Raw genomic sequence first — 25,187 nt, 5'->3', positions numbered from 1 at the left:
AAAGCATTATTCGGCGCGGCTTACAATCGGGCAGAAAGAGCAGACGCGATCGCTTATTTTTTCGCGGCCTTCTTCGCCTGCATCGCGTTCCGGAAACGCATGGCCCAGCCGGCGCGCGCCTCCTGCTTGCCCCGCGCCACGGCCATGGCGTCGGCCTCCACGTCGCGGGTGATCACCGAGCCGGCGGCGACGATCGCGCCGTCGCCGATCGCCACGGGCGCCACGAGCGCGCTGTTCGAACCGATGAACGTCCCTTCGCCGATCGTGGTGCGGTATTTCAGGAAGCCGTCATAGTTGCAGGTGATCGTGCCGGCGCCGATATTCGCCTTGGCGCCCACGGTGGCGTCGCCGACATAGGCGAGGTGATTGGCCTTGGCGCCCTTGCCGAACAGGCTGTTCTTCACCTCGACGAAATTGCCGACCTTCGCGCCTTCGCCGATGTCCGCGCCCGGCCGCAGCCGCGCATAGGGGCCGATCTCCGCCCCCGCACGCACGGTCGCGCCCTCGATATGGCTGAAGCCGTGGATCGTCACGCCGTCCTCGATCACGGTCTTCGGGCCGAAGAAGACATCGGGCTCGATCACGACGTCGCGGCCGACCACCGTATCATGCGAGAACCACACCGTTTCCGGGGCGATCAGCGTCGCGCCGTCGGCCATCGCGGCGCGGCGTCGCCGCTGCTGCCATTCGGCCTCGACTCCGGCGAGTTCGGCGCGGCTGTTGACGCCCGCGACTTCCCACGCCTCGGCCTCGATCACGATCGAGCGCTTGCCCTCGGCATGCGCGATCCGGACGATGTCGGGTAGATAATATTCGCCCGCGGCATTGTCGTTGCCGACGAGGGCGAGCAGCCGCCACAGCTGATCGCTGCGTACGGCCATCAACCCCGAATTGCACAGGTCGATCGCGCGCTGCTCGGACGTCGCGTCCTTATATTCGATCATGTCGTCGATCGTGCCGTCGCCGCGCGCGAGGATGCGGCCATAGGCGAGCGGATCGGCGGGACGGAAGCCGAGCACGACTGCGACGGGAGCATCGTCGCTATTCAGCCGGTCGAGCATGCGGCGCATCGTGGCGGCGGGAACCAGCGGCACATCGCCATAGAGGATCAGGACATCGCCTTCGAAACCGCGGAGGGCGGCCTCGCCCTGCTGCACGGCATGGGCGGTACCCAGCTGGGGCTCCTGGGTCGCGACATCGACGCCCAGCGGGGCGACGAACGCCTCGACCTGCTCGCGCCCAGCGCCCGTCACGACCAGCTTGCGCGCGGCGCCGAGCACATCGACCGCCGCGATCAGATGGCCGAGCATCGGCCGGCCCGCAATCGCGTGGAGAACCTTGTGAAGATCGGATTTCATGCGCGTCCCCTTGCCGGCGGCAAGGATGAGCGCGGCGAAGGGGCGGCTTATCATGCGGCATCATTTGCCACGAAGCGCTTGCCTTTTCCATATGGGCGGGGTGAAGGATCGGCCATGACAGCCGATTTCCCCTTCGATGTCGTCGCCTTCGATCTCGACGGCACGCTCGCCGATACCGCGCCCGATCTCACCGCCGCGCTCAATCATGCGCTTGGCGAGCTTGGCCGCCTGCCGGTCCCGGCGGAGGATGTCCGCCACATGGTCGGCCATGGCGCGCGTGCACTGCTCCAGAAGGGGCTAGCGGCGACCGGGGAAATGACAGAAGCGCTCGTCGAGCAGGGCTTTCCGATCTTCATCGACTATTATCTTGCCCATATCGCCGACAACACGACGATTTTTCCGGGCCTGAACGCGGCGCTCGACCAGCTCGCCGCGCGCGGGGTAAAGCTGGCGGTATGCACCAACAAAGCCGAAGGACTGGCGCGGCGCTGCATCGACGAGCTGGGCTGGGCCGACCGCTTCGACGCGCTCGTGGGCGGCGACACGCTCCCCGTCCGCAAGCCCGACCCCGCGCCGCTGTTCGAGGCGATCGCGCAAGCCGGCGGGGGCAGGGCGGCCTATGTCGGGGATTCGATCACCGATACCGACACCGGCCGCAACGCCAATATCCCGACCGTCGCGGTGAGCTTCGGTTTTTCCGATCGCCCCGTCGAGCAGCTCGATGCGATGGCGCTGATCGATCATTTCGACGAACTGATCCCCACGCTCGAACGGCTGGGGCAGGCCGAAAGCTGGCTCCGCTGCAATATCTGTGGATCGACGAAGTTCGTCGCGCGGCAGCAGCGCGGCCATGTCCAGTGCGCGGGATGCGGTTCGAACGAGCGGGCCCGGTTGCTCTGGCTGATGCTCGAAACCCATGGCCTGTTGCGTCCCGGCCTGCGCGTCCTCCACCTCGCGCCGGAGCGAGCGCTGGCGGAACGGCTGCACGCGACCTACGGGGACGGCTATGAGCCGGTCGATTTCGATCCGGCGGGCTATCCTCATGTTCCCGGCATCCGGAAGATCGACCTGATCGAGGATGCCGCGAAGCTGCCCTCAAACCTTTATGACGTGATCATTCATTCGCATGTTATGGAGCATATTTCCTGTAATATCACAGCGATACTCTATCATCTTCACAGATCGTTGAAGTCTGATGGCAAGCAGGTCTGCTGCGTTCCTATCACCCGGGACGGCTATTATGCCGAGGAACTCGGGCCGATCAGCGCGGAGGACGCCACGGCGCGTTTCGGCCAGGAGGACCATGTCCGCAGCTTCGGGCGGCACGATATCCAGCGGACCCTCGGCATGATTTTCCGGCTGCCGGAGAATTACGATCTCCTGCGCGATTTTGATGAGGCGACGCTGATCGAGTGCAATATTCCGCGGGTGAACTGGCGTGGCTGGTCGCCCAATTCGGTGTTGGTGCTCGGCAAGGACGACCTGCTGCTCAGGCCCTAGCGTCGAACCAAAGCCGCACCGCCTTCATGGGCCGCAGGGTCAGGCGGCTGACCGGTTCTGGCCTGGCGATGTCGGGATAGCGCAGCCGGAAGGCGCGGACGATGGTGGCGAGGATCAGCATCCCTTCCTGCTGGGCGAAACCGGCGCCGATGCAGATGCGCGGGCCCTTTCCGAAGGGTAGATAGGCGTGGCGGCACGCCTGCACCTCTTCGGGATCGTCGAAGCGCTCCGGCGCGAAGGCGTGGGGACATTTCCAGTTGTTGCGGTTGCGCTGGATCAGCCAGGGCGAAATCACGATCATCGCGCCTTTCGGCAGCAGCTTGTCGCGCAGGCGGGTCGGCGCGGTCGCCTCCCGCACGAGGAAGCTCACCGGCGGATAGAGGCGCAGCGTTTCGCGGAACAGGTTGCGGACCCCGTTCATACCGCGCAGATGCTCGAAAGCGATCGGCGCGCCCTCGGTCTCGTTCGCGATCTCGGCAGCAAGCGCATCCTGCAGGTGCGGGCATTCGGACAGAAGATAGAGCGACCAGGTCATCGCCGAAGCGGCGGTCTCGTGGCCCGCGAGGAAAATCGTGGAGACCTGCTCCATGATCTTCTCATAGGTGAAGGCCTCGTCCGTCTCCGGATGGCGGGCTTCGAGCAATGACTGGAGAATATCCGCCTGCGCCGTGCCGCCGCCGCCGTGCCAGGCGTCGTAACGCGCCCGGACGATCGGGCCGAAGACGCCGTGGATGTCGGCCGCTGCGCGCCGCGCCCGCTTGCGATAGCCGAAAAGCGGCAGGCCGTAGAGCGTCAGCATCGCCCCCGGCTGGATATTTTTCTGATAGCGGTGAAATGCGTGGTAAATCTGGTCTGCACTCGCCTGGTCGAGCTTCACCGAGAAGATCGTCCGATAGATGATGTCGGCGGCGACATGGGTCATCAGCGGATCGACCTCGATCGGGTTCGACCGGTCGAGGGTAGCGATATGCGCGAGCAGGTCGTCCACCGCCGCCTGCATCGCCGGAAAGACGCGCTTGAGGTTGGTATGCGCGAAGGCCGGATTGACCATCGCGCGCTGGTCTTCCCAATCCTTGCCGTTCGCCGAGAAGACGCTGTTGCCGATAAGCGGATCGAGCAGCTCGTTGAGGAATTCATGCTTAGGGAAGACCTTCTCGCGGTCGTCGAGCACCTGGTCGACGACATTCAGGTCGTTGGCGATGTAGAAGTCGAGCCGGGGCAGGCGGATTTCGCCCATCTGCATCGTGTAGCTGCGGTCGAACAGCGTATGGATCCAGCTGTTCCAGCCGGTCAGGAAGCGCTTGAACAGTGATGCCTTGCTCTTGTGCGGAACCGGGTAGGGGGGCGTGAACAGGCCGTCAGACATGGTTTTCCGCCTTGAAGGCATCGATCGATGCTTCGAGTGGCCGCGGACCCGCGCTGATCGCGATATAATCGAGCGGTGATATGCGGTCGAAGGTCCGCAGATAGTCGAAATGGGTCTCATATTTGTTGCGGCGGCGCGCCTCGTAGGTCGCCGGGTCGCAATATTTGAACCATCGCGGGCTGGTCTGGAACAACCGCGCCTTTCGCGGCTGCGCGCAGCTAATGCAGGGATCGATGCCGGCGATGCATGCGCCGTCGGTGATCGAGCCGATGTCGAGCCACCGAAAGTCGCCCTGTCCGACGCTTTCGAGCAGAGCGTGGAAGCGCTTGCTGTCCTTGCGGTTGCCGATCAGTGCGATGCACGATCCCAGGGTGACGAGGCTGAATCTGTCCGGCAGCCGGTTGCCGCAGCGTTCGAGCAGCCGCGCGACGATCGGCACCGCCATGATCGATCCGTTGCTGTGGGTGACGAATAATATCTCGTCCCAATCCTCGTCGAAGGCGGCCTGAATCTGATCGGCGAAGGCGGCCATGCGGTCATCGACATCGGCGGGCAGGCGATCCTTGGCCAGCGTGTCGTTGAAGATGATGAAGCGCAGTAGCCAGAACCCCTGGATCTTCCTCACCACGAACATCGCAACCGCTGCGCCTATCAGCGCGGCGGCGGCGAGCCCCCAGCGCCAGCCCAGCAGGGCCCCCAGCGGGAGGGTCAAGATGATGCCGAACAGGATCGGCAATAAAATCGTTGATATTCCAGGATAATAGAAGGCGAACCTAACGCCGAAAGGGAAGTTTTTAACGATAGGCCAGTCGAGCAGGCGGGTGAAATTCCAATAGGCCGTCAACGATCGCTTCAGCAGGGCAAGCGGATTCTTCGCCCAATGGGTTCGAACCACGTCGTCCCAGCCGAGAAAGACATAGTCGGTTTCGACGCCCGCCTGGCGGTCCTCGACCGACCAGGCGGTCGAATGCGGCGGGAGCCGGCGGCGCTTGCTGATCTCGAGGGGGCGTCCGGCCGTCCGGCCATAGGCGTCGGCCTGCTCCGCGAACAGCTGATGATAGAAACGTGCGCCCCTCGGGTCGAAACCGCTCAGATAGAAGATTTTGCGCTTGAACGCCGGCATCGCCGCTGCTTACTCGCCCCATGGCTGACAAAGAGCGTCGCTACTGCATCTTCATGGACGGCTCCAAGCATAATCGGAACGCCGGCTGCCGCGCACACGACAATGCCTATGGCATATATGGCGGCGGGACCGAGCGCGACCGCCGCCAGGCCGATCTCGCCTTGTACCGCCACATGCGCGCCAACCGCGACTGGCTGGCCCCCGTGGTGCTGTTCTTCGTGACATTCTACGGCTGGTTCTTCTTCAACTATCATGGCCGCCCCTGGCGCGGACAACTCATCCGGAAAATTTTTCCTGGCTATTGAGGTCCGGCATCCGGCGGCAACCTCCACTTCGACGGGGCGTTCTCCCTTCAAACCCTTGAAAGGAGAGCCTTCATGCAGATTTCCCATGATGCCCTTGTCCTGGTGGCTGACGGCCGCAAGTCGCTGTTCCTGCGCAATGAAGGAGATGCCGAGTTTCTCAATCTCGTGGTCGAGGACCAGCGCGCCCAGGCGGACCTCGCCGACCGCGACCTGAAGAGCGACGCGCCGGGCCGGGCGATGAGCCAGGTCGGTGGCCGCCAAAGTACGATGGAAGAACCCGACTATCACCAGATCGAAGAGGATCGCTTCGCGGCGGAAACGGCGGCGATGTTGTCCAGGCGCGCCCAGGCTAAAGACTATGAGCAGCTGATCATTGTTGCTCCGCCGCGCACACTGGGCGAACTGCGCCGCCATTATGACAAGGCAATCGAAGGCAGGATCGTCGCGGAGGTCGACAAGGATCTGGTCAATCATCCGATCGAGCGGGTCGAGGCGGCGCTGAAGGCGCTCTGATCCGGGCGATTGATCGTCCGTCCCCCGGCGGATAGTCTCCGTCTATGGGGATGGGCGCGGATATCATCGCGGTCTACCGGCGTGCGGGCGATTTTGCCCGCGCGGTGCTGCTGATCGTTGCCTTACCGATAGCGGTGGAAATGGCGCGTCATGCGCTGATGTCACCCGGATCGAACCCGCGCGCCATCGTGCTGGCGTTCACCCTGCTCAGCACCGCCACCATGCTTTTCGTGCTGGTGACGGCGCTTCGCTGGTGGCGCTTTGAGGGCGACTGGGCACGGATCCGGATGCTGCGGTGGCGCGTGCTGTGGGGCATCGTGGCGATGATGGCGATCCAGCTGGCCGACGAGATGCTATTTACCGCGGCGGGGCATATGCTAGCCAATCTTGCCGGACATGACCGTGCGGCGTTCGTCTGGGGCGCTCAGCTGATGTGGCTTTTGGTCTCGGTGCCCCTGTTCCCTTGGTATGTGGCGATGATGAGCGACGACCCCCTTACGCTGGCGGAGGCGATCCGGCGCATGCGGCCGTGCTGGCTATATGGTTTCGGCGTCATTCTGGGCGCATTGGCACCCGTTCTCGCGCTCGCCGGGCTGGTGCGCGGGCTACATCCCGTCGTCGGTGACATTGCCGAACAGGTCGGCATAGCCCTCGCCAACGGCATCATGATCGCCGCGACGATGCTGGTCACCGATGCCGCTTATTTCGGCGTCTACCGGATAGCGCGGGCGGAGGACGATGCCTCCGCCGCGCGATAGGGATCAGTCTTCGCTCGCAGTACCGGCTTCGCCGCCATCGGCCAGATCATCGCCGATCGCTGCGTCGTCAGGGGGCGCGATCTCGGCCTCGCCGTCGCTCAGGTCGGCGTCGGCCTCTTCTTCGCTCTCTTCGATCCGCGCCGCGCCGACGACATGCTCGTCCTCAGCAACGTGGAACAGCCGGACGCCTGCCGAATTGCGGCCGATGACGCGGGTGTCGCCGACCGACAGGCGGATCAGCTTGGCCTGGTCGGTCACCAGGATGAGCTGTTCGCCATTGTGCGCCGGGAAGCTCGCGACCACCGGGCCGTTCCGCTCCAGATTGTCGATGTTGCCGATGCCTTGGCCGCCACGGCCGGTCTTGCGATATTCATAGGCCGAGCTGCGCTTGCCATAGCCGTTGGCGCAGACCGTGAGGATGAACTCCTCGGCGTTCTGGAACTCGGCCATACGCTCGGGCGACAGGGTCGGCTCGGTCTCGTTTTCCTTCCAGGGCGCAGCGCGCAGATAGGCGTCGCGCTCCTCGGTGGTGGCTTCGAAGCCCTTGAGGATCGACAGCGAGATAACCTCGTCGCCGCCCTTGAGCAGGATGCCGCGCACGCCGGTCGAGGTGCGGCTCTGGAATTCGCGGATATCGGTCGCGGCGAAACGGATCGCCTTGCCGCCGCGCGTCGCGAGCAGGACATCGTCCTCCTCGGTCAGCAGCGCGACGCCGATCAGGCGATCGGTCGCATCCTCGTCGAAGCGCATCGCGAATTTGCCATTGGTCGGCACGTTCGCAAAGGCGTCCATCGAGTTGCGGCGGACATTGCCATGCGCGGTCGCGAAGACGACGTGGAGCGCGCCCCAGCTCTCTTCGTCCTCGGGCAGCGGCAGCACCGTGGTGATCTTCTCGCCATCGGCCAGCGGCAGCAGGTTGATCATCGGCCGGCCGCGCGCCTGCGGCGCGCCTTCGGGCAGGCGCCACACCTTCTTGCGATAGACCTTGCCGTGATTCGAGAAGAACAGCACCGGCGTGTGCGTCGACGTGACGAACAGTTCGGTGACGGCGTCCTCGTCCTTGGTCGCCATGCCTGAGCGGCCCTTGCCGCCACGCCGCTGCGCACGGAAGGCTTCGAGCGGGGTGCGCTTGATGTAGCCGCCATGGGTGACGGTGACGACCATGTCCTCGCGCTCGATCAGGTCCTCGTCGTCGATATCGTCCCCGGCGGGGGCGATCTCGGTGCGGCGGGGCGTCGCAAACTCGGCGAGAATCGCGTCGAATTCCTCGACCATCACCTCATAGAGACGGACGCGGTTGCCGAGGATTTCGAGCAGCTCCGAGATCGACTCGGCAAGCTTGGCGAGTTCGTCGCCGATCTCGTCGCGGCCCAGCGCGGTGAGGCGGTGCAGGCGCAGGTCGAGGATCGCGCGAACCTGTGCATCGGTCAGCTGATAGGTCGGTGAATCGTCGATATGATCGACCGCTTCGACGAGCTTGATGTAGCTCTCGATCTCGCCGCGCGGCCATTCGCGCGCCATCAGAGCGGCACGCGCCTCGGCCGGGCTCGACGAACCCCGGATGATCCGGACGACCTCATCGAGGTTGGTGACGGCGATGACGAGGCCGAGCAAGATATGGGCCCGGTCGCGCGCCTTGAGCAGCTCGAACTTCGAGCGGCGGGTGATCACTTCCTCGCGGAACTTGACGAAGGCTTCGACGATGTCGCGCAGCGTCAGCGTTTCGGGGCGGCCGCCGCGGATCGCGAGCATGTTCGCCGGGAAGCTGGTCTGCGCCGGGGTGAAGCGCCACAGCTGGTTGAGCACGACATCCGGAGTGGCGTCGCGCTTCAGTTCGATGACGACGCGGACGCCTTCACGGCTCGATTCATCGCGAATGTCGGAGACGCCCTCGATCCGCTTGTCCTTGGCGGCCTCGGCGATCTTCTCGACGAGGTTGTTCTTGCCGACCTGATAGGGGATAGCGGTCAACACGATCTGACGCTTGTCGCCGCGGCCTTCCTCGACCTGATGGCGCGAGCGCATGATGATCGAACCGCGCCCGGTATGATAGGCCTGACGGGCACCGCTCTGGCCCAGGATCAGCGCGCCGGTCGGGAAATCGGGGCCGGGCACGATCTCGATCAATTCGTCAATCGTGATCGCGGGATTGGTGACATAGGCTTTGCAGGCCGCGATTACTTCACCCAGATTGTGCGGCGGAATGTTGGTCGCCATGCCGACGGCAATGCCGCCTGCGCCGTTGACCAGAATGTTCGGGAAGCGCGCCGGCAGCACCTGCGGCTCTTCGCGCGAACTGTCATAGTTCGGTGCGAAGTCGACGGTATCCTTGTCGAGATCCTCAAGCAGCGTCATCGCGACCTTGGCGAGCCGCGCCTCGGTGTAGCGCATCGACGCGGGCGGATCGGGATCCATCGAGCCAAAATTGCCCTGACCATCGATCAGCGGAACCCGCATCGCCCAATCCTGCGCCAGACGCGCGAGCGCGTCGTAGATTGAGCTGTCACTGTGCGGGTGATAATTGCCCATCACGTCGCCGACGATCTTCGCCGATTTGCGATAAGGCCGGCCCGGTACGAAGCCGCCCTCCTGACAGGCATATAGGATTCGGCGGTGCACCGGCTTCAACCCGTCGCGCACGTCGGGCAGCGCGCGCGAGACGATCACCGACATGGCATAGTCGAGATAACTCGACTTCATCTCGTCGATGATCGAGATGGGGGAAATGTCGCTGTTTTCGATGGGCGGCGGTGCGCTGGCCAAAGTCTGTCAGTCCGTTGTTAAAGCTGTCTCAGCCCCGGAAACAGGGCGTGGGAAAGCTCCTAACGAAGGACGGCGGCGAAGGCTAGTACAATGCAGTCTCCACTACGTCACACAGCGCGGAGAGCCCGATTCAGGTGCTCAGCATGCCACTGAGCAGGACGATAGCGAAAGCGATGATGACCAGCGCCAGCCCCCATACGAGCACATAGCGGGTGACGTGCGGTGTCGCGCCGGACCGCGCTTCCTCGGTGGAGAGTTCGACGCCGTTACCCTTGTCCTCGTCGGTCGGATGGACGTGGCTGTTCATGATCCTGGCTCCCGTAAATCTTGTCTTATCAACGGGCCGGACCGGGGGATGTTCCTGAAACGGGCTAGGCTGTCTCAGCGACCCGCTTGCGCACGAAGCGCCAGATGGCGTCGTCCGAACCATCGGCCACGAAGCGATAGCCGTCGCTGTCGAAGCCCTTCAATCCCTCGGGATCGGTGATCCGGTGTTCGCACATCCAGCGCGCCATCATGCCGCGCGCACGCTTTGCGCCGAAGCTGTTGAAGGTCAGCCCCTTAGGCCCGTCCTCGCGGAAATCGATCGTTACGATCCGCACGCCCTTCGGCGGCGATTGTTCGACCGCGTACCAATATTCCTTGCTGGCGCAGTTGATGATGACGTCGGACCCTTCGGCGATCAGGTCGGCGGCGATCGCATCGGAAATCTTGCTGTCCCACAGCTGATAGAGGTTTTTCTTGCGGCCAGGGGCCCAGCGCGTCCCCATTTCCAGCCGGTAGGGGCGGATCAGGTCGAGCGGGCGGAGCAACCCGTAGAGACCCGACAGGATGCGGACATGGTCCTGTGCGAAGCCGATAGCGGGCTCGTCGAGGCTTTTCGCCTCGAAGCCGACATAGACATCGCCCGAGAAGGCATAGAGTGCGGGACGTTCCTCCTGATCGGCGAAGCCGGCATAGCGTTCGGCATTGAGCCCGGAGAGCTTGTCGGAAATGCTCATCAGCTTCGACAGCTTCTTCGGCCCCAGCTTTGCCGCAGCTTGCGCGGTGCTCAGCGCCTCGTCGGCGAAGCGCGGTCGGCTGGCCGTCACGTCGGGGAGAGGGCTGGTATAATCGAGGCTTTTGGCGGGCGAGAGCAGCAGGATCATGTCTCCGCCCTAATCGGGGCCGCGGGCCGGATCAACAGCCTCCGGTTCAATTGCCATTCAGCGAGTTGTGCCTACACCGCGACGAGTTAAGCCGGATCGTTTCGCCCATGCTTGTGCACGGGCAAGGGAGCGATTAGTCAACCGGCGTGTTTTAAGGGCGGCCGCCCCTTTCGGCCGCCGTCTAGGAGGCCTGAAGCATGAACCTTACGTCCCGTTATGCGCTCGTCGCGGCGCTTGGCTTCGCCATCGCCGCGGTGGGACCGGGCGCCCCCGCATCCGCCAAGAAAAAGGAGGAGGCGGCGCAGAGCGCCCTCAAGCTCGGCGATGCGATCCGCAAGCCCCTTAGCGAAGCGCAGAATGCCTTGGCTAAAAAGGACGTGCCGGCGGCCGAGGCTGCTCTCGCAACCGCTCGCGGCATAGCGCAAACCCCCGACGAGAAATTCTATGTTGCGCAGTTGGGGCTCAATGCGGCCCAGGCCTCCGGCGATCAGGCCAAGCTCGCAGCGTCGCTGGACGAGTTGATCACTGCCGGCGAGGCGGCGCAGCGTCTGACCCAGACCGATCGTCAGAAATATTATTGGTATCAGGGGCAGTTCGCCTATCAGGCGAAAAATTACGCCAAGGCCGAGGCTGCGATGAACGCCGCCATCGCCGCCGGCACGCCCGAGCAGGACGCCTATGCGATCCTCGCCGATTCGCAGAGCAAGGCTGGGAAGTCTGCCGAAGCGGTCGCCACGCTTCAGAAGGTGATCGACGCGAAGGCCGCCGCGGGCCAGCCGGTGCCGTCCGAATGGTATGGCCGCGGCGCCGACATCGCGTCGCGCGGCAAGCTCAATAACGAGTTCCTGAAGATCAGCCAGTCGTGGCTGGCGGCCTATCCGGTCAAGCAGAACTGGCATGATTCGCTGTTCATCTATCGTCAGAACGCCGGGCTTGCCGGTGATACCGAACTCGATCTGCTGCGTCTGGCGCGCGCGATAGGCGTGCTTCCGCTGTCGGCGGGCTCGAATTACACCGACTATGCGCTGGCGGTCTATCTCCGCTATCCGTCCGAAGCGGTCGACGTGCTGAACGAGGGCGTTGCCGCAGGCAAGCTCAACCCGGCGACCAGCCAGAACACCCGTGAAGTGCTGGCGCTGTCCAAGCCAAAGGTTGCCGGCGACAAGGCATCGATCCCGGCGGCGGTAACCGCCGCAAACGGAGCCAAGGCGACCTACAAGTCGGTCCTGACCACGGGCGACCTCGTTTATGGCTTCAAGGACTACGCCAAGGCGGCGGAGATGTACAAGCTGGCGCTGACCAAGCCCGGCGCCGACCTCGGCCAGGGCAATTTCCGCCTCGGTCTCGCGCTGGCGCAGGCCGGTGACAAGGAAGGGGCCAAGGCCGCCTTCAACGCGGTTACCTCCGGTCCCTATGCGGCGCTCGCGGGCTATGGCAAGGTTTGGGTAGATCACCCTACCACGTCGTAAGGTGCCAGTTCGGCCGGGCGGCGATACCGTCCGGCCGTCGCCACCTGCCGTCAGATCCCGTCGACCGGCACGCCCGCTATATCTTTCGAGGTGCGGATCGTCAGTGACGTCTTGACGCTGGCGACGTTGGGGGCGGTGGTCAGCTGTGATGTCAGGAACTGTTGAAAAGCCTGAAGATCGTGCGCGACGATCTTCAGGATGAAGTCGATCTCGCCATTCAGCATGTGGCACTCGCGCACCTCGGGGAGCGCGGCGACGTGCGATTCGAAATGCCGAAGGTCTTCCTCGGCCTGGCTGCGCAGCGACACCAGCGCAAACACCGTGATGCCATAGCCGAGCGCCGCAGCGTTGAGCCGCGCATGATAGCTCTCGATCACCCCTGCTTCCTCGAGCGCACGAACCCGGCGCAGGCAGGGCGGGGCGGTAAGGCCGGCTTTTCGCGCCAGATCCACATTGGTCATCCGCCCGTCCTCCTGCAATTCGTGCAGGATGGTGCGATCGATTTGATCAAGCGACGGAGCCGTCATGGAGCAACCTTTCAAAAACTGGGGCTAGCGTTAGAATAAAGTTACGGGGAAGTGCAATTAAAATAGCACGCGCTCCCGCCATCAAACGCCCTTTCCGCACGGTCCATTGCGATTTACACTCATGCCATCGGGGTACGGTCCGGGCGCAGCCTGGGGCCGAGTGGAGTCGGGCCTTTGCGTTTCGATGATATGTTGGCCACGTTGCTCGCGCAGCCCGCGTCGACGCCGGAGGCGCGAGCGATCTTGTGGCGCCAGGTGGTCGATGTGCTGGCGCAGGGCCGGGGTCATCATGTCGATGATCCGCTGGTCGATGCGCCGCGCGCGATGGACGCCTATAATTTCCTGCGCGCTGTGCGCCCGGAAATCCCGGTCGAGTTGCGTCTGGCCGCCGGCCGTGGCCTGGCCGGGCGCCGGGTGCCGCCCGATCTCGTCCTGCTGTTCGCCGAGGATCTGCCGCATATCGCCGCGCCGATGCTGGGTCACGTCCTGCTGTCCAGCCGTCAATGGCTGGATCTCCTGCCGCGCCTGAACCCCAGCGCGCGCAATCTGCTGCGCAACCGTCGTGATCTCGGCGGCGAGGTGGAGCAGGCGCTCGAAGGCTTCGGCGCGAGCGACTTCCTGATCAAGGGGCCGGCGCCCACGCCTGAGGCCCCGCTGGCGCCGCTGGCCGCACCGATCGAGGAACTGGTCGCGACGGCAAAGGTCGAGAATGCTCCCCCCGCGCCGCCGCCATCCGTTCCCGCCGCCGACGTGGAGCCGCCGGTCGCCGGAGCGGTTTTCGCGGTTGCGGAGGACGAATCGGCGGACGACGCGTCGACGCTTCACAGTGAGAGCCAGATCCGCGACCTCCTGTCCCGGATCGAGACATTCCGGACCCGCTATCCGCAGCTGGGCACCCAGCCCGGCGGTGCGGAGGTGCTGCCGGGCTATGGCGATAGCCATGATGCGACGGCGCCGATTGAGAGTTTCCGGTTCGAGACCGGGGTCGACGGGGTGATTTGCTGGGTGCAGGGCGCGCCGCGCGGCCCGCTGATCGGCGAGACGATTGCCGTGGCCGCGCGCCAGACCGATCATGGCGTCGATGGCCATGCTGCTGGCGCCTATCGCAGCCGCACACCGTTTCGCGATGCCCGGCTGACCATCGCGGGGGAAGGGCCGGCGTCGGGCGAGTGGCGGATCTCGGCGGTGCCCTTCTTCGATCAGAAGGATGGGCGGTTCAGTGGCTATCGTGGCACCGCCCGCCGGCCGCGCGCCGACGAGAGCGCGAATCCGCTAGCCGGGGACCGCCGCCGCGACGCCAGTTCCGGCCGCAATGATTCGCTGCGCCAACTCGCCCATGAACTGCGCACGCCGCTCAACGCGATCATCGGCTTTTCGGAGATGATCGACGGGCAGATGCGGGGGCCCGCGTCGGCCGCCTATCGCAACCGCGCCCAGGACATCCTCGAACAGAGCAAGAAGCTTCTCAGCGCGGTAGAGGATCTCGACCTCGTCGCATCCGCGCGCGCCGCCGAGACGATGCCGGCGCCGGCCGCGGTCGACGCCGCCGAGATCCTCACCCGGCTCCACGCCAATTTCGAGACGGTCGCCAAGGAACGCGCGTCGGGCCTCGCCTTTCGCATCGATTCGACTCTCCCGCCGGTCGCGGTCGATGCGCCGACGGTGGAACGAATGCTCTCGCGGCTGCTGGCGGCGACGATCGCGATGGCCGAGGAGGGGGAGAGGATCAGCGTTGACCTGCAGCGCGATCCGCGCCGGTCGACCCATCTGCTGCTGACGATCATGCGTCCGCGCGCGCTAATCGGCCGGGACGAGAAAATGCTGCTCGATCCGGGCTATAATCCCGACGGCAACTGGCCCGACGCCCCGGTGCTCGGGCTAGGGTTTGCCTTGCGACTCGTCCGTAATCTCGCCATCGCCAGCGGCGGGATGCTCGAAATCGATGCCACCCGCTTTCATCTCAGCTTGCCGCTGCGCAATCGCCCCGGGCGCGCCGAACAGGATGTGATCTAGATCAGCTTTTTGCCAAATCTATTTTGCAGTGCAGCGAGGCTCCTGCCCAAGCTGCGGCTAAGCGTTGGTTTTCAGCGGTTTTGATGCTCGAACTGTGCGCAAGGAAACAGATGGAAATCCTGCGCCGCAATAACATGGCGGTAAGGCAGGACCCTTCCATGACCATGTTGGACCGAAGCTATTATCTTCTCCGCGCCGAAGCCGAACTGGCCATCGCGCGCGCCGCGACCCATCCCGCCGCAATGCGGGCCCATTATCACCTCGCCGGATACTATCTCGACAAGGCGCATGGCATGGGACGCGGCGATACCGTGGCCCCGGCGCCTGCGGTGTTCAGCCCCGCCTGATCCGGTGTCGCCGACGCCCCTTTGAAAACGCTGGTGGGCCCGGCAGGACTTGAACCCGCAACCTAGCCGTTATGAGCGGCCAGCTCTAACCAATTGAGCTACAGGCCCCTACCAGCGCCGGTGCGATAGCCGAGGCCCCGCCGTGCGGCAAGACGCCGACGATCGTCGGGAAACCATTTTTCATTACGAACTGTTTACGAAGCCCATGCTCTGTTACGGTGCCGGCAGGGGGATCGGCCAGTCGGGCGCGTGCGCATTCGACGGTTTCGGAGACGTCGATTGACCGACAGAGTTGCGGATCAGATCCCGCGCCGGGGCGTGGAGATCGCCGCCTTTCATGATCACGGGCCGCCGCCCGCGGACTTCCGCACGCTGTTCCTTGCGGGAATCAGCCTGCCCGAGAAAAGCATTGCAGGACAGATGCTGTTCGACCGGCGGTCGACCGCCTTTCGCCGCCTGTGCACGCTGCCCGAATATTATGTGGAACGCAGCGAGCTCGAAATCCTGCGCGACCGGGTGATGGAAATCGCGGAGAAGCTGGGTCCCGCCATCCAGCTGGTCGACATGGGGCAATGTTTCGGGCCGCAGATCGCTCAGCTGCTGGCCACTCTCGACCGGCCCTGGGGCTATGTCGCGATCGATCGCGACAGGGAGCCGCTGATCGTCGACGCCCGCCGCGTCCAGGCGCGTTATCCGAAACTGTGGGTAGAGGCGGTCCGCGCCGACATGCGGCAGGCATTCGATCTGCCGCCCAACGCCGGTGGCGGCCGCCGCGTCGCCTATCTGCCGGGGAACGCGATTGGCAACGTCGATCCCACCGACGCGCTGGAGATGCTGTCGCTATGGGGCCGGGCATTGCGGCCCGGCGGGCTGATGCTGATCGGCGTGGATCTGCGCAAGAGCCTGCTCGTCATCGAATCTGCCTATGACGACCCCCATGGCCTCAACGCGGCGCTGATGCTCAACCTGCTGGAGCGCGCCAATCGCGAACTCAACGCCAGCTTCGACATCCGTCTTTTCCAGCATCACGTCCATTTCGATGCCGATCGCGGGCGGGTGCGATCCGATCTGGTCAGCGCGGTTCAGCAGGACGTGCAGGTCGCGGGCCGGATCGTGCACTTCGCCGAGGCCGAGGCGCTCCATGTCAGCGACAGCTGGAAATATTCAGTCGAGGATTTTCAGGCACTAGCGCGTGGCGCGGGCTTCCGGCCGGTCGAGGTGTGGCTCGATTCCCGCGAACTGTTCAGCCTTCACCTGCTTGCGGCGGGCTGAGTGAGTCGCCTCTTTTCAGCCGCGATGCGGCGGCGCTAAAGAAAGCCGATGGCGGGGCCGAGTTTCAAGTTGGAGAAGACGCATCCGATGCCGCTGGCCGGCGTCGACGAGGCGGGACGCGGGCCGCTGGCCGGCCCGGTGGTGGCCGCCGCGGTGATCTTCGAGACGCGCCGGGCGCCGAAGGGGATCGACGACAGCAAGAAGCTGTCGGCCCAGACCCGCGCCGATCTTTGCCACCGGATCCGCGACAGCGCCCATGTCGGCGTCGGCATCGCGACGGTCGAGGAGATCGACGAGATCAACATATTGTGGGCGTCGATGCTGGCGATGGAGCGCGCCGTGGCGGCGCTCGCGATCGAACCGGCGATGGTGCTCGTCGACGGCAATCGCTGCCCGCGCTGGACACGCCCCTCGCAATGGGTGATCGGCGGCGACGCGTTGTGCCTGTCCATAGCCGCCGCGTCGATCATCGCCAAGGAAGAGCGCGATCGGATGATGGCCGATTACGACGCGCACCATCCCGGCTATGGATGGGCGCAGAACAAGGGCTATGGCACGGCCGCGCATCTGGATGCTCTGTCGCGGCTCGGGCCGTCGCCGCTCCACCGCCGCAGCTTCGCACCGATCGCTCAATATTCTCTGTTTTCGGCCGCCTGAACGGTCAGACGCCGCCGGTATAGTCGAGGCAGCCGCGACGGAAGCCCCAGCTGTCGTTGGGGCATTCGGTGGCGGACTGGATCGCCTGCAACGTCGCCCAGCGATAGCCCAGATCGCGCTCCGAGCATCCTTCGCATCCCGCTGCGGCGCCGGCGTCATATCCTTCGTCGGTGGTGTTGCCGGCGGCATAGCCGCTGCCATAGCCGCTATTGCCGCTCCGGCTGATCAACATGGGTGGGTCGACCGGGCCGTAACTGTTCTGGCGCAGGCCGTAGACCGCCGTCGTGCCGGCCATCATTCCGCCCGCCAGTGCGAACATCGCGCACAGCGCAGGCGGGGACAGGCGTTTGAACCACGGCGTCATGCGCGCAAAAACGAAAGGTCCGGGACGCCGTTCCCGATTTTTTTCGCGAAACCGAACTGGTGAGTCCTTCGCGCCACACCACAAGCGGTTGAGTCTCCCGCCAAGGGCAAGACTCAACATCCGGTAGCGGACTCCTTTCGTTCGCCTTGCTGTCTTGCTCTCTCAGACTCTCGAGGCAAACTATTGTTCTTGACCGCAGAGTCCCGATGAATCACCCTTTGCTGCAGGTTCTACAGGGGTGGTTTCGTCATGGGTGTTCTCGAAAAGATTCCGGCCACGCGCCGGTCGCGACAGGCTGCGGCCGTCATCGAAGCGCGCCTGCCGCTCAACGAGATCATCAAGGGCGATTGCATTGCCGCGATGAAGGCGCTGCCCGATCGCTGCGTAGACATGATCTTCGCCGACCCGCCCTATAACCTGCAGCTTGGCGGCGATCTTCATCGCCCCGACGGTAGCCAGGTCGACGCCGTCGACGATGACTGGGACAAGTTCGACAGCCTTGCCGTCTATGATCGCTTCACTCGCGAATGGCTGGCCGAGGCGCGCCGCATCCTGAAGGACGACGGTACGATCTGGGTGATCGGCAGCTATCACAACATCTTCCGCGTCGGCACCGCGCTACAGGACGAGGGCTTCTGGATCCTCAACGACATCGTCTGGCGCAAGGCGAACCCGATGCCCAATTTCAAGGGCACCCGCTTCACCAACGCGCATGAGACGCTGATCTGGTGCTCGAAGGCGGAGAAGGCGAAATATACGTTCAACTATCGCACGATGAAGGCGCTGAACGACGATATCCAGATGCGGTCGGACTGGACTCTGCCGATCTGTTCGGGCGGCGAACGTCTGAAGGATGACGATGGCCACAAGGCGCATCCGACCCAGAAGCCGGAATCGCTGCTCTATCGCGTGATGCTCGCCTGCACAGAGCCGGGCGACCTCGTTCTCGACCCCTTCTTCGGCACCGGCACCACGGGCGCGGTCGCCCGCCGCCTCGGCCGCCGCTGGATCGGCATCGAGCGCGAGGACAAATATATCAAGGTCGCTACCCAGCGCATTCAGGCGACCCTCCCGCTCGACGAGAGCGCGATGATGTCGATCCCCGAAAAGAAGGCCAGCCCGCGCATCGCCTTCGGCCTGCTCGTCGAAAGCGGCCTGATAGCGCCGGGATCGATGCTGACCGACGGCAAGCGCCGCTGGTCCGCCATGGTCCGCGCCGATGGCGTGCTCGCCAGCGGCTGCGGAAAGACAGGGTCGATCCATGGCCTCGGCGCGCAGCTTCAGGGTGCGCCATCGTGCAACGGCTGGAGCTTCTGGCACATCGAGACGCCCGCCGGTCTCGAGCCGATCGACGCTGTCCGCCAGCGTCACCTTGCGAGCATGGGGGAGTAAGGGTTAGGCCGGAGCCATCCTCGCTTCGGACCCATTATGACTTTCTCCCGCTACGCACGTCTCTATTTCCTGCCGACCGCTTTCATCGCATCGCCCTTCGATCGCGATGGGGAGGTGGCCCGGCTGGCGGGGGGGCTGGTCTGGTTCTCGGCCTATGAGGTGATCGCGGTCGATGGCGGTGTCCGCGCAGACAGCCGGCTCGTTCCAGTCCGCGACATCGACGCCTTCATCGCGACGCTGGCCGACGATCAGGCGGAGGATGCCCGCCGGACGATCGCGCGGATCACCGCGCCGCGCCCGCCAATCCAGCTCGGCGGGCGGACGCTGCGCCTCGATCAGCCGCAGATCATGCTGATCCTCAACATGACGCCCGACAGCTTTTCGGATGGCGGCGATCACCTCGACGATCCCGGCGCGGCGGCGAGCATCGCCTTTGCCATGATCGGGGCCGGTGCGGCGATCGTCGACGTCGGCGGGGAATCGACACGCCCGGGCGCGGCGCAGGTCTGGGAAGGCGACGAGATCGCGCGTGTCGAACCCGTCGTGCGCGCGCTGGCGCGTGGCGGGGCGATCGTCTCGATCGACACGCGCAAGTCGGCGGTGATGGCGGCGGCGCTGACGGCGGGGGCAGCAATCGTCAACGACGTGTCGGCGCTTTGCCACGATCCGCAATCGGCCGCGCTGCTCGCGGAGCAGGATTGCCCGGTCGTGCTGATGCACCATCAGGGCGATCCCGAGACGATGCAGGACCGGCCGCATTATGACGACGCTCTGGTCGACGTCTATGAATGGCTGGCGGAGCGGATCGCCTTTGCCGAGGAGGCGGGGATCGCGCGCAGCCGGATCATCGTCGATCCCGGCATAGGCTTTGGCAAGAATCTGCGCCACAATCTTCAGATATTGAATGGTCTGGCGCTGTTCCATGGCCTTGGCTGTCCGATCCTGCTCGGCGCGAGCCGCAAGCGGATCATCGGCGCGCTGGCGAACGAGGCTCCGGTTGACCAGCGGCTCGGCGGATCGGTCGCGCTCGCGCTGCACGGCGCGCAGATGGGGGCACAGATATTGCGGGTCCACGACGTGCCGGAGACTTTGCAGGCGATCCGCATCTGGCGCGGCCTGCGCGACGAGGCATTGACGCCGCGGCTTTAGCCTGCCTGCTCGATCCCAAGTTCGCCGAGCTTGCGGTAGAGGGTCGAGCGGCCGATCTGGAGGCGGCGGGCGACTTCGGTCATGCGGCCGCGATAATGGCCTATGGCGAGGCGGATCAAGTCGGCTTCGATCGCTTCCATCGGGCGGACATGGCCATCGGGGCCGAACAGCGCGACGTTCTGGATGGAGTTCCCCGCGATCGCGACGCCGCTGGACGGCCCGTCGTCATTGGCCGGGGCGTGGCTATGGGCATGGGCGAGCTGCGGGAAATCGCCCGCGCTCAGCCGCCCGTTGCGGCAGAAGATCGCCGCGCGGAACAGGACATTGTGGAGCTGGCGGACATTGCCCGGCCATTCATAACTGCGCAGCAGCGCGATCGCGCTGTCGTCGATGGCGAGGCGATCGAGGCCCAGTTGCCGTGCGATCCGGCCGAGCAAATGCTCGCTCAGCGGCTGGATGTCACCGATGCGCTCACGGAGCGGGGGCAATGTCACCGGTACGACGGCGAGGCGGTAGAACAGGTCTTCGCGGAAGCGGCCCTTTGCGACGTCGTCGGACAGGCGGCGATTGGTCGCGGCGATCACCCGGACCGAGACCTGCCGCGCCGATGACGCACCGATCGGGCGGATCTCACCCGATTGGAGGACGCGCAGCAGCTTGGCCTGGGCGTCGGAAGGCAGGTCGCCGATCTCGTCGAGGAAAAGCGTGCCGCCATCGGCATTGGCGAACAGGCCCAGCCGCCGCTCGAACGCGCCGGTGAAGGCACCGCGCTCATGACCGAACAATTCGGACTCGACGAGGTTGGCCGGGATCGCCCCGCAGTTGACGGTCACCAGCGGTGCGTCGGCACGCGGGGAGGCGCGGTGGATCGCTTGGGCGAGCACTTCCTTGCCGACGCCGGATTCGCCCTCGATCAGGATCGTCGCGGGGGCCGCTGCGGCGCGCATCGCGGTGTCGACCGCCTTGCGGAACGCCGGGGCCGAACCCACGATGTCCGGGAAATCGAGCGCCTGCGCCCACTTCTCGGCCAGCGGGCGCAGTTCGCCGGCCTTGTCTTGCGCAGCGATGGCGTTGTCGAGCGCGGCGAGCAGCCGGTGTCCGGCAACCGGCTTGATCACCACGTCGCGTGCCCCGGCGCGCACGGCGCGGACCGCGAGATCGACCGAATCCTGGGCGGTGACGACGACGATCGGAAGGTCTAAGAACGCGCCGCGAAGCGCCGTGATCGACCGGATCGCCTCCTGGTCGGGCGACCAGAGATCGATCAGCGCCGCGTCGAGCCGCATGTCGCTGCCGCGGACCAGGTTCGTCGCGGCGTCGACGTCCGGCGCGCGCAGCACGCGCCATCCGGCGCGCTGCGCGAGCGCGCTCATCAAGCCGGCCTGGGCGGGCTCGCTATCGATAAGCAAAAGCCCCGGGGGACTGTCGCGACGCATCCGCTACATCCTTTCAAGTCGGGGTTAGCATTGAAAAGCTAAGGAAAATTAAACCGGTACAAGCCGCAAAAAATCAGGGGCCTTTAGTCTTGAGGCTGCAAAGACCTCCAGCTAGAAGGGCCGCCGAAAAAGGCCACTCAGCGGGGAAGAACATATGTCCGACGATCATGGCGCGCCGATGGACTATAAGGCGCACAACAACACCTATTCGGGCTTTCTGACGCTGTTGAAATGGGGCACCATTCTCAGCGCGCTGACCGGCCTGCTGGTCGTGTTCCTGATCGCCCCGAAGGGCTGATCCCTTGAAAATCGCTGTCCTCAAGGAGGCTGCGGCCGGCGAAAGCCGCGTGTCCGCGACGCCCGAGACCGTGAAGAAGTTCATCGCGCTGGGCGCCGAAATGGCTGTCGAGCAGGGCGCGGGCGAAGGCGCTTCGATTTCGGATGCCGATTATGAAGCGGCCGGGGCGAAGGTCGGCACCCGTGCGGCGACGCTCAAGGATGCGGAGATCATCTTCGGCGTCCAGGGCCCCGATCCCGAATCGATCGGCGGCGCGAAGGCTGGGGCATGGGTCGTCGCGGGACTCAATCCCTTCGGGGAACGCGCCCGTGTCGATGCTTATGCCGCCAAGGGCATCGAGGCGCTCGCGATGGAGTTCATGCCGCGCATCACCCGGGCGCAGTCGATGGATATTCTCTCGTCGCAGTCGAACCTCGCCGGTTACAAGGCGGTGCTGCTCGCGGCGGCCGAATATGGCCGCGCCTTCCCGATGATGATGACGGCGGCGGGCACAGTCTCCGCGGCGCGCGCCTTCATCATGGGCGTCGGTGTCGCGGGATTGCAGGCGATCGCCACCGCCCGCCGCCTCGGCGCGCAGGTTTCGGCCACCGACGTTCGCTCGGCGACCAAGGAGCAGATCCAGTCGCTCGGCGCCAAACCGATCTTCGTCGAGGCCGTCGCCGGCATCGAGGGCGAGGGCGCGGGCGGCTATGCGACCGAGATGTCGGAGGAATATCAGAAGGCACAGGCCGAGCTGGTATCGAGCCACATCGCCAAGCAGGACATCGTCATCACCACCGCGCTGATCCCGGGGCGTCCCGCGCCGCGGCTGATCAGCGACGCCCAGATCGCGACGATGCGTGCGGGCTCGGTGATCGTCGACCTCGCCGCCGAAAGCGGCGGCAATGTCGAGGGCGCCGTCTCGGGGCAAACGGTCGTCAAGCATGGCGTGAAGATCATCGGCGCGAAGAACATGGCGGGCACGCTCGCCGCCGACGCGTCGGCGCTGTTCTCACGCAATCTGTATAATTTCCTCAGCGCCTTCTGGGACAAGGAGGCCGGCAAGCCGGTCCTCGACGAGGAGATCGGCAATGCGGTCCGCCTGACGCAGGGCGGTAAGGTTGTCCACGAACGGCTGCTGGGCTGATCAGGGGGAAAAGGGGCAAAATATGGATTTCATCTCAATCCTCTCGATCTTCGTCATGGCCTGTTTCGTCGGCTATTATGTCGTCTGGTCGGTGACGCCCGCGCTGCACACGCCGCTGATGGCGGTGACCAACGCGATCTCGTCGGTGATCATCGTCGGTGCGCTGATCGCCAGCGCGGCGGAGGGCAGTGCAATCGCCAAATATCTGGGTCTGGTTGCGGTGGTCTTCGCCAGCGTGAACATCTTCGGCGGCTTCGCGGTCACCGAACGGATGCTCGCGATGTACAAGAAAAAAGACCGCAAGGGCTAAGCGGGGGAAACCGACATGCATGAACTCGCCGCCACGCCCGCCTGGGCCTCGCTTGCCTATCTCGCCTCGGGCGTCCTCTTCATCCTCGCGCTGAGGGGCCTGTCGAGCCCCGCCAGCTCGCGCCGAGGCAACCGCTACGGCATGCTCGGCATGCTGATCGCCGTCGTCACCACGCTGATCCTGCACGGCACCGGACTGATCGAAATCGCCATCGCCATCGCGATCGGCGGTGCTATCGGCTTCGTCACCGCGCGCAAGATCGCGATGACCGACATGCCGCAGCTCGTTGCCGCCTTCCACTCGCTGGTCGGTCTGGCCGCGGTGCTGGTGGCGGGGGCCGCCTTCCTCAACCCGGGCGCCTTCGGCATCCTCGACACCGTCACCGGCCACATCCATCAGGTCAGCCGGATCGAAATGGGCCTCGGCGTCGCGATCGGTGCGATCACCTTCTCGGGATCGGTGATCGCCTTCCTGAAGCTCAACGGCAACATGTCGGGCGCCCCGATCATGCTGCCCGCGCGGCACGTCATCAATCTCGGCACGCTTGCCGCGATCATCGGCCTGATTGCCTATTTCGTGACCGACGACGCGCATTGGGTGTTCTTCACGATCACCGCGCTCAGCTTCGTGATCGGCTTCCTGTTGATCATCCCGATCGGCGGCGCCGACATGCCGGTCGTCGTCTCGATGCTGAACAGCTATTCGGGTTGGGCGGCGGCGGCGATGGGCTTCACGCTGCACAACACGGCGATGATTATCACCGGCGCGCTGGTCGGCAGCTCGGGCGCGATCCTCAGCTACATCATGTGCAAGGCGATGAACCGCAGCTTCATCAGCGTGATCGCGGGCGGCTTCGGCGGCGGCGATACCGCGGCGGCGGGCGGCGGCGAGAAGGTCGATCGTCCGTGGAAGCGCGGCTCGGCCGACGACGCGGCCTTCCTGATGGGGCAGGCCGAGCAGGTCATCATCGTCCCCGGCTACGGCATGGCGGTGTCCCAGGCGCAGCATGTGCTGCGCGAGATGAGCGATCTGCTGAAGGCCGAAGGCGTGCGCGTCAAATATGCGATCCACCCGGTCGCGGGCCGCATGCCCGGCCATATGAACGTGCTGCTCGCCGAGGCGAACGTTCCCTATGACGAGGTGTTCGAGCTGGAGGACATCAACAGCGAGTTCTCCCAGACCGACATCGCCTTCGTCATCGGCGCGAACGACGTCACCAACCCGGCGGCGAAGACCGATAAGTCGTCGCCGATCTACGGCATGCCGATCCTCGACGTCGAAAAGGCCAAAACCGTGCTGTTCCTGAAGCGCTCGATGGGCGGTGTCGGCTATGCCGGCGTCGACAACGACGTCTTCTACATGGACAACACCATGATGCTCCTCGGCGATGCCAAGAAGATGGTCGAGGAAATCGTCAAGGCGATGGCGCACTAATCCACCGTTGAGAGACGGTATCGATCACGCCGTCCCGGCCTTTGCCGGGGCGGCGTTTTCTTTGGGCTGACAGCTGCGTAGTCCGGGCGGCGTTGACGAAGATATGCCGGTGCGATTGTGGAAATCGAATGCAAGGATATGGTGCGGACATGTGGCAACTGGCTATCCTGGCTTTGGCGTCATCCGTTCCCGCGGGGCAACAGAGCTTTATCGTTGATGGCGAAGCCTTTGGGCCGCGGCGAACCCTCACCTGCACCTGGTTCACCAATTTCGAGAATAGCCGCTTCGAGCAATGTCAGGATGCAAAGGGCAAATTGCTTCGGGACGGCGATGGGGCGGCTGTCAAATGCCTTCGAGACCTATGTGCACGACTGGATGCCGAAGCCCGAAAAGCGGCCGATTGGCGAAAGCCAGAACCGCCCTGGGGAAGGTTCAAGGTGCGATTGACCGGACGGGTAAGCCTCAACCCTCATGAAAAGCGCTACCTCGGCGACGCCACCAGAACCGTCCTCATAGAGGAACTCGCGAGCGTCAGCGTCTCGAAGTAGCGGCCCCGCGT

Annotated in this window: 25 protein-coding genes and 1 tRNA gene; 16 read left to right on the top strand and 10 right to left on the bottom strand. The window is 64.8% G+C overall.

Annotation, left to right across the window (positions count from 1 at the left end; all coding sequences use genetic code 11):
• Positions 1-53 precede the first annotated feature (53 nt).
• Positions 54-1,412: a bifunctional UDP-N-acetylglucosamine diphosphorylase/glucosamine-1-phosphate N-acetyltransferase GlmU gene (gene glmU, locus ASE00_RS05575; RefSeq protein ID WP_056378151.1), complete on the bottom strand. Its 1,359-nt coding sequence runs from the start codon at positions 1,410-1,412 to the stop codon at positions 54-56.
• A gap of 60 nt (positions 1,413-1,472) precedes the next feature.
• Here glmU and ASE00_RS24310 point away from each other — a divergent pair, with 60 nt between their 5' ends.
• Positions 1,473-2,858, top strand: coding sequence for an HAD-IA family hydrolase (locus ASE00_RS24310; protein WP_321164004.1), 1,386 nt, complete (start codon positions 1,473-1,475; stop codon positions 2,856-2,858).
• On the opposite strand, the gene ASE00_RS05565 is transcribed toward ASE00_RS24310, so the two are convergent.
• Positions 2,848-4,224: a cytochrome P450 gene (locus ASE00_RS05565; RefSeq protein ID WP_056378150.1), complete on the bottom strand. Its 1,377-nt coding sequence runs from the start codon at positions 4,222-4,224 to the stop codon at positions 2,848-2,850. The genes ASE00_RS24310 and ASE00_RS05565 overlap by 11 nt on opposite strands.
• On the bottom strand, positions 4,217-5,347 hold the full coding sequence (locus tag ASE00_RS05560; RefSeq protein WP_056378149.1) for a hypothetical protein: 1,131 nt from the start codon (positions 5,345-5,347) through the stop codon (positions 4,217-4,219). Before ASE00_RS05560 ends, ASE00_RS05565 begins: the two co-directional genes overlap by 8 nt.
• Before the next feature lie 20 nt (positions 5,348-5,367).
• On the opposite strand from ASE00_RS05560, the gene ASE00_RS05555 reads away from it, so the two are divergent.
• From ASE00_RS05555 to ASE00_RS05545, 3 genes are all read left to right on the top strand, one after another.
• Positions 5,368-5,652, top strand: a complete 285-nt coding sequence (locus ASE00_RS05555) for a hypothetical protein (RefSeq protein WP_056378148.1) — start codon at positions 5,368-5,370, stop codon at positions 5,650-5,652.
• A gap of 72 nt (positions 5,653-5,724) precedes the next feature.
• Positions 5,725-6,165: a host attachment family protein gene (locus tag ASE00_RS05550; protein ID WP_056378147.1), complete on the top strand. Its 441-nt coding sequence runs from the start codon at positions 5,725-5,727 to the stop codon at positions 6,163-6,165.
• Positions 6,166-6,215: 50 nt separating this feature from the next.
• Positions 6,216-6,923 carry a hypothetical protein gene (locus ASE00_RS05545; protein WP_156405280.1) on the top strand — a complete coding sequence of 236 codons (708 nt, stop codon included), beginning with the start codon at positions 6,216-6,218 and terminating at the stop codon, positions 6,921-6,923.
• Positions 6,924-6,926: 3 nt separating this feature from the next.
• Here the strand turns inward: ASE00_RS05545 and gyrA are convergent, their stop codons facing one another.
• The 3 genes from gyrA to yaaA form a co-directional block, all read right to left on the bottom strand.
• Positions 6,927-9,686: a DNA gyrase subunit A gene (gene gyrA, locus ASE00_RS05540; protein WP_056378145.1), complete on the bottom strand. Its 2,760-nt coding sequence runs from the start codon at positions 9,684-9,686 to the stop codon at positions 6,927-6,929.
• 130 nt (positions 9,687-9,816) lie between these two features.
• Positions 9,817-9,993 (bottom strand): hypothetical protein, encoded by a 177-nt coding sequence (locus ASE00_RS23830; RefSeq protein ID WP_200957877.1) that lies wholly within the window; start codon positions 9,991-9,993, stop codon positions 9,817-9,819.
• Positions 9,994-10,057: 64 nt separating this feature from the next.
• Positions 10,058-10,834, bottom strand: coding sequence for a peroxide stress protein YaaA (yaaA, locus tag ASE00_RS05535; protein WP_056378144.1), 777 nt, complete (start codon positions 10,832-10,834; stop codon positions 10,058-10,060).
• A 197-nt stretch (positions 10,835-11,031) separates the two neighbouring features.
• Here yaaA and ASE00_RS05530 point away from each other — a divergent pair, with 197 nt between their 5' ends.
• A complete protein-coding gene (locus ASE00_RS05530; RefSeq protein WP_056378143.1) occupies positions 11,032-12,303 on the top strand; it encodes a hypothetical protein in 1,272 nt (423 codons plus the stop codon).
• 50 nt (positions 12,304-12,353) lie between these two features.
• Here the strand turns inward: ASE00_RS05530 and ASE00_RS05525 are convergent, their stop codons facing one another.
• Entirely contained in the window at positions 12,354-12,830 is a 477-nt protein-coding gene (locus ASE00_RS05525; protein WP_056378142.1) for an Lrp/AsnC family transcriptional regulator, read from the bottom strand.
• 174 nt (positions 12,831-13,004) lie between these two features.
• Between ASE00_RS05525 and ASE00_RS05520 the strand changes: the two genes are divergently transcribed.
• Positions 13,005-14,843 (top strand): sensor histidine kinase, encoded by a 1,839-nt coding sequence (locus ASE00_RS05520; protein WP_056378141.1) that lies wholly within the window; start codon positions 13,005-13,007, stop codon positions 14,841-14,843.
• A 158-nt stretch (positions 14,844-15,001) separates the two neighbouring features.
• Positions 15,002-15,190: a hypothetical protein gene (locus ASE00_RS05515; RefSeq protein ID WP_056379348.1), complete on the top strand. Its 189-nt coding sequence runs from the start codon at positions 15,002-15,004 to the stop codon at positions 15,188-15,190.
• Between the two features lie 31 nt (positions 15,191-15,221).
• Here the strand turns inward: ASE00_RS05515 and ASE00_RS05510 are convergent.
• Positions 15,222-15,298 (bottom strand) — tRNA-Ile (locus ASE00_RS05510).
• Between the two features lie 171 nt (positions 15,299-15,469).
• Here ASE00_RS05510 and ASE00_RS05505 point away from each other — a divergent pair.
• Positions 15,470-16,462, top strand: coding sequence for an L-histidine N(alpha)-methyltransferase (locus ASE00_RS05505; RefSeq protein ID WP_056378140.1), 993 nt, complete (start codon positions 15,470-15,472; stop codon positions 16,460-16,462).
• Between the two features lie 48 nt (positions 16,463-16,510).
• Positions 16,511-17,119: a ribonuclease HII gene (locus ASE00_RS05500; RefSeq protein WP_056378139.1), complete on the top strand. Its 609-nt coding sequence runs from the start codon at positions 16,511-16,513 to the stop codon at positions 17,117-17,119.
• Positions 17,120-17,123: 4 nt separating this feature from the next.
• Here ASE00_RS05500 and ASE00_RS05495 read toward each other — a convergent pair whose 3' ends face one another.
• Complete coding sequence (locus tag ASE00_RS05495; RefSeq protein ID WP_056378138.1) at positions 17,124-17,483, bottom strand: hypothetical protein; 360 nt, start codon at positions 17,481-17,483, stop codon at positions 17,124-17,126.
• A 249-nt stretch (positions 17,484-17,732) separates the two neighbouring features.
• On the opposite strand from ASE00_RS05495, the gene ASE00_RS05490 reads away from it, so the two are divergent.
• A complete protein-coding gene (locus tag ASE00_RS05490) occupies positions 17,733-18,875 on the top strand; it encodes a site-specific DNA-methyltransferase (protein WP_056378137.1) in 1,143 nt (380 codons plus the stop codon).
• Between the two features lie 36 nt (positions 18,876-18,911).
• The gene (folP, locus tag ASE00_RS05485) at positions 18,912-20,024 is read left to right on the top strand and encodes a dihydropteroate synthase (RefSeq protein ID WP_056378136.1); all 1,113 of its coding nucleotides are present in this window, start codon (positions 18,912-18,914) and stop codon (positions 20,022-20,024) included.
• Here the strand turns inward: folP and ASE00_RS05480 are convergent.
• Entirely contained in the window at positions 20,021-21,460 is a 1,440-nt protein-coding gene (locus ASE00_RS05480) for a sigma-54-dependent transcriptional regulator (RefSeq protein WP_056378135.1), read from the bottom strand. The two genes, folP and ASE00_RS05480, sit on opposite strands and share 4 nt — an antisense overlap.
• Before the next feature lie 154 nt (positions 21,461-21,614).
• Between ASE00_RS05480 and ASE00_RS22800 the strand changes: the two genes are divergently transcribed.
• The 5 genes from ASE00_RS22800 (at position 21,615) to ASE00_RS05460 (ending at position 25,176) form a co-directional block, all read left to right on the top strand.
• Positions 21,615-21,758 carry an aa3-type cytochrome c oxidase subunit IV gene (locus tag ASE00_RS22800; RefSeq protein ID WP_082594474.1) on the top strand — a complete coding sequence of 48 codons (144 nt, stop codon included), beginning with the start codon at positions 21,615-21,617 and terminating at the stop codon, positions 21,756-21,758.
• 4 nt (positions 21,759-21,762) lie between these two features.
• Positions 21,763-22,884: an NAD(P) transhydrogenase subunit alpha gene (locus ASE00_RS05475; protein ID WP_056378134.1), complete on the top strand. Its 1,122-nt coding sequence runs from the start codon at positions 21,763-21,765 to the stop codon at positions 22,882-22,884.
• Between the two features lie 22 nt (positions 22,885-22,906).
• The gene (locus tag ASE00_RS05470) at positions 22,907-23,194 is read left to right on the top strand and encodes an NAD(P) transhydrogenase subunit alpha (RefSeq protein WP_056378133.1); all 288 of its coding nucleotides are present in this window, start codon (positions 22,907-22,909) and stop codon (positions 23,192-23,194) included.
• A gap of 15 nt (positions 23,195-23,209) precedes the next feature.
• Complete coding sequence (locus ASE00_RS05465) at positions 23,210-24,628, top strand: NAD(P)(+) transhydrogenase (Re/Si-specific) subunit beta (RefSeq protein WP_056378132.1); 1,419 nt, start codon at positions 23,210-23,212, stop codon at positions 24,626-24,628.
• Between the two features lie 149 nt (positions 24,629-24,777).
• Positions 24,778-25,176, top strand: a complete 399-nt coding sequence (locus ASE00_RS05460; protein ID WP_156405279.1) for a hypothetical protein — start codon at positions 24,778-24,780, stop codon at positions 25,174-25,176.
• Positions 25,177-25,187 lie beyond the last annotated feature (11 nt).

Source organism: Sphingomonas sp. Root710, assembly GCF_001429065.1.
In the GTDB taxonomy this organism is placed as follows: Bacteria; Pseudomonadota; Alphaproteobacteria; order Sphingomonadales; family Sphingomonadaceae; genus Rhizorhabdus.
This window is presented reverse-complemented; position numbering and strand designations above follow the sequence as displayed.

Bases quoted from the DNA above. Each gene is read 5' to 3' on its own strand.
- glmU (WP_056378151.1), bottom strand. From the start codon at position 1,412: ATGATAAGCCGCCCCTTCGCCGCGCTCATCCTTGCCGCCGGCAAGGGG.
- ASE00_RS24310 (WP_321164004.1), top strand. From the start codon at position 1,473: ATGACAGCCGATTTCCCCTTCGATGTCGTCGCCTTCGATCTCGACGGC.
- ASE00_RS05565 (WP_056378150.1), bottom strand. From the start codon at position 4,224: ATGTCTGACGGCCTGTTCACGCCCCCCTACCCGGTTCCGCACAAGAGC.
- ASE00_RS05560 (WP_056378149.1), bottom strand. From the start codon at position 5,347: ATGCCGGCGTTCAAGCGCAAAATCTTCTATCTGAGCGGTTTCGACCCG.
- ASE00_RS05555 (WP_056378148.1), top strand. From the start codon at position 5,368: ATGGCTGACAAAGAGCGTCGCTACTGCATCTTCATGGACGGCTCCAAG.
- ASE00_RS05550 (WP_056378147.1), top strand. From the start codon at position 5,725: ATGCAGATTTCCCATGATGCCCTTGTCCTGGTGGCTGACGGCCGCAAG.
- ASE00_RS05545 (WP_156405280.1), top strand. From the start codon at position 6,216: ATGGGCGCGGATATCATCGCGGTCTACCGGCGTGCGGGCGATTTTGCC.
- ASE00_RS23830 (WP_200957877.1), bottom strand. From the start codon at position 9,993: ATGAACAGCCACGTCCATCCGACCGACGAGGACAAGGGTAACGGCGTC.
- yaaA (WP_056378144.1), bottom strand. From the start codon at position 10,834: ATGATCCTGCTGCTCTCGCCCGCCAAAAGCCTCGATTATACCAGCCCT.
- ASE00_RS05530 (WP_056378143.1), top strand. From the start codon at position 11,032: ATGAACCTTACGTCCCGTTATGCGCTCGTCGCGGCGCTTGGCTTCGCC.
- ASE00_RS05525 (WP_056378142.1), bottom strand. From the start codon at position 12,830: ATGACGGCTCCGTCGCTTGATCAAATCGATCGCACCATCCTGCACGAA.
- ASE00_RS05515 (WP_056379348.1), top strand. From the start codon at position 15,002: ATGACCATGTTGGACCGAAGCTATTATCTTCTCCGCGCCGAAGCCGAA.
- ASE00_RS05500 (WP_056378139.1), top strand. From the start codon at position 16,511: ATGGCGGGGCCGAGTTTCAAGTTGGAGAAGACGCATCCGATGCCGCTG.
- ASE00_RS05495 (WP_056378138.1), bottom strand. From the start codon at position 17,483: ATGACGCCGTGGTTCAAACGCCTGTCCCCGCCTGCGCTGTGCGCGATG.
- ASE00_RS05490 (WP_056378137.1), top strand. From the start codon at position 17,733: ATGGGTGTTCTCGAAAAGATTCCGGCCACGCGCCGGTCGCGACAGGCT.
- folP (WP_056378136.1), top strand. From the start codon at position 18,912: ATGACTTTCTCCCGCTACGCACGTCTCTATTTCCTGCCGACCGCTTTC.
- ASE00_RS05480 (WP_056378135.1), bottom strand. From the start codon at position 21,460: ATGCGTCGCGACAGTCCCCCGGGGCTTTTGCTTATCGATAGCGAGCCC.
- ASE00_RS22800 (WP_082594474.1), top strand. From the start codon at position 21,615: ATGTCCGACGATCATGGCGCGCCGATGGACTATAAGGCGCACAACAAC.
- ASE00_RS05470 (WP_056378133.1), top strand. From the start codon at position 22,907: ATGGATTTCATCTCAATCCTCTCGATCTTCGTCATGGCCTGTTTCGTC.
- ASE00_RS05465 (WP_056378132.1), top strand. From the start codon at position 23,210: ATGCATGAACTCGCCGCCACGCCCGCCTGGGCCTCGCTTGCCTATCTC.
- ASE00_RS05460 (WP_156405279.1), top strand. From the start codon at position 24,778: ATGTGGCAACTGGCTATCCTGGCTTTGGCGTCATCCGTTCCCGCGGGG.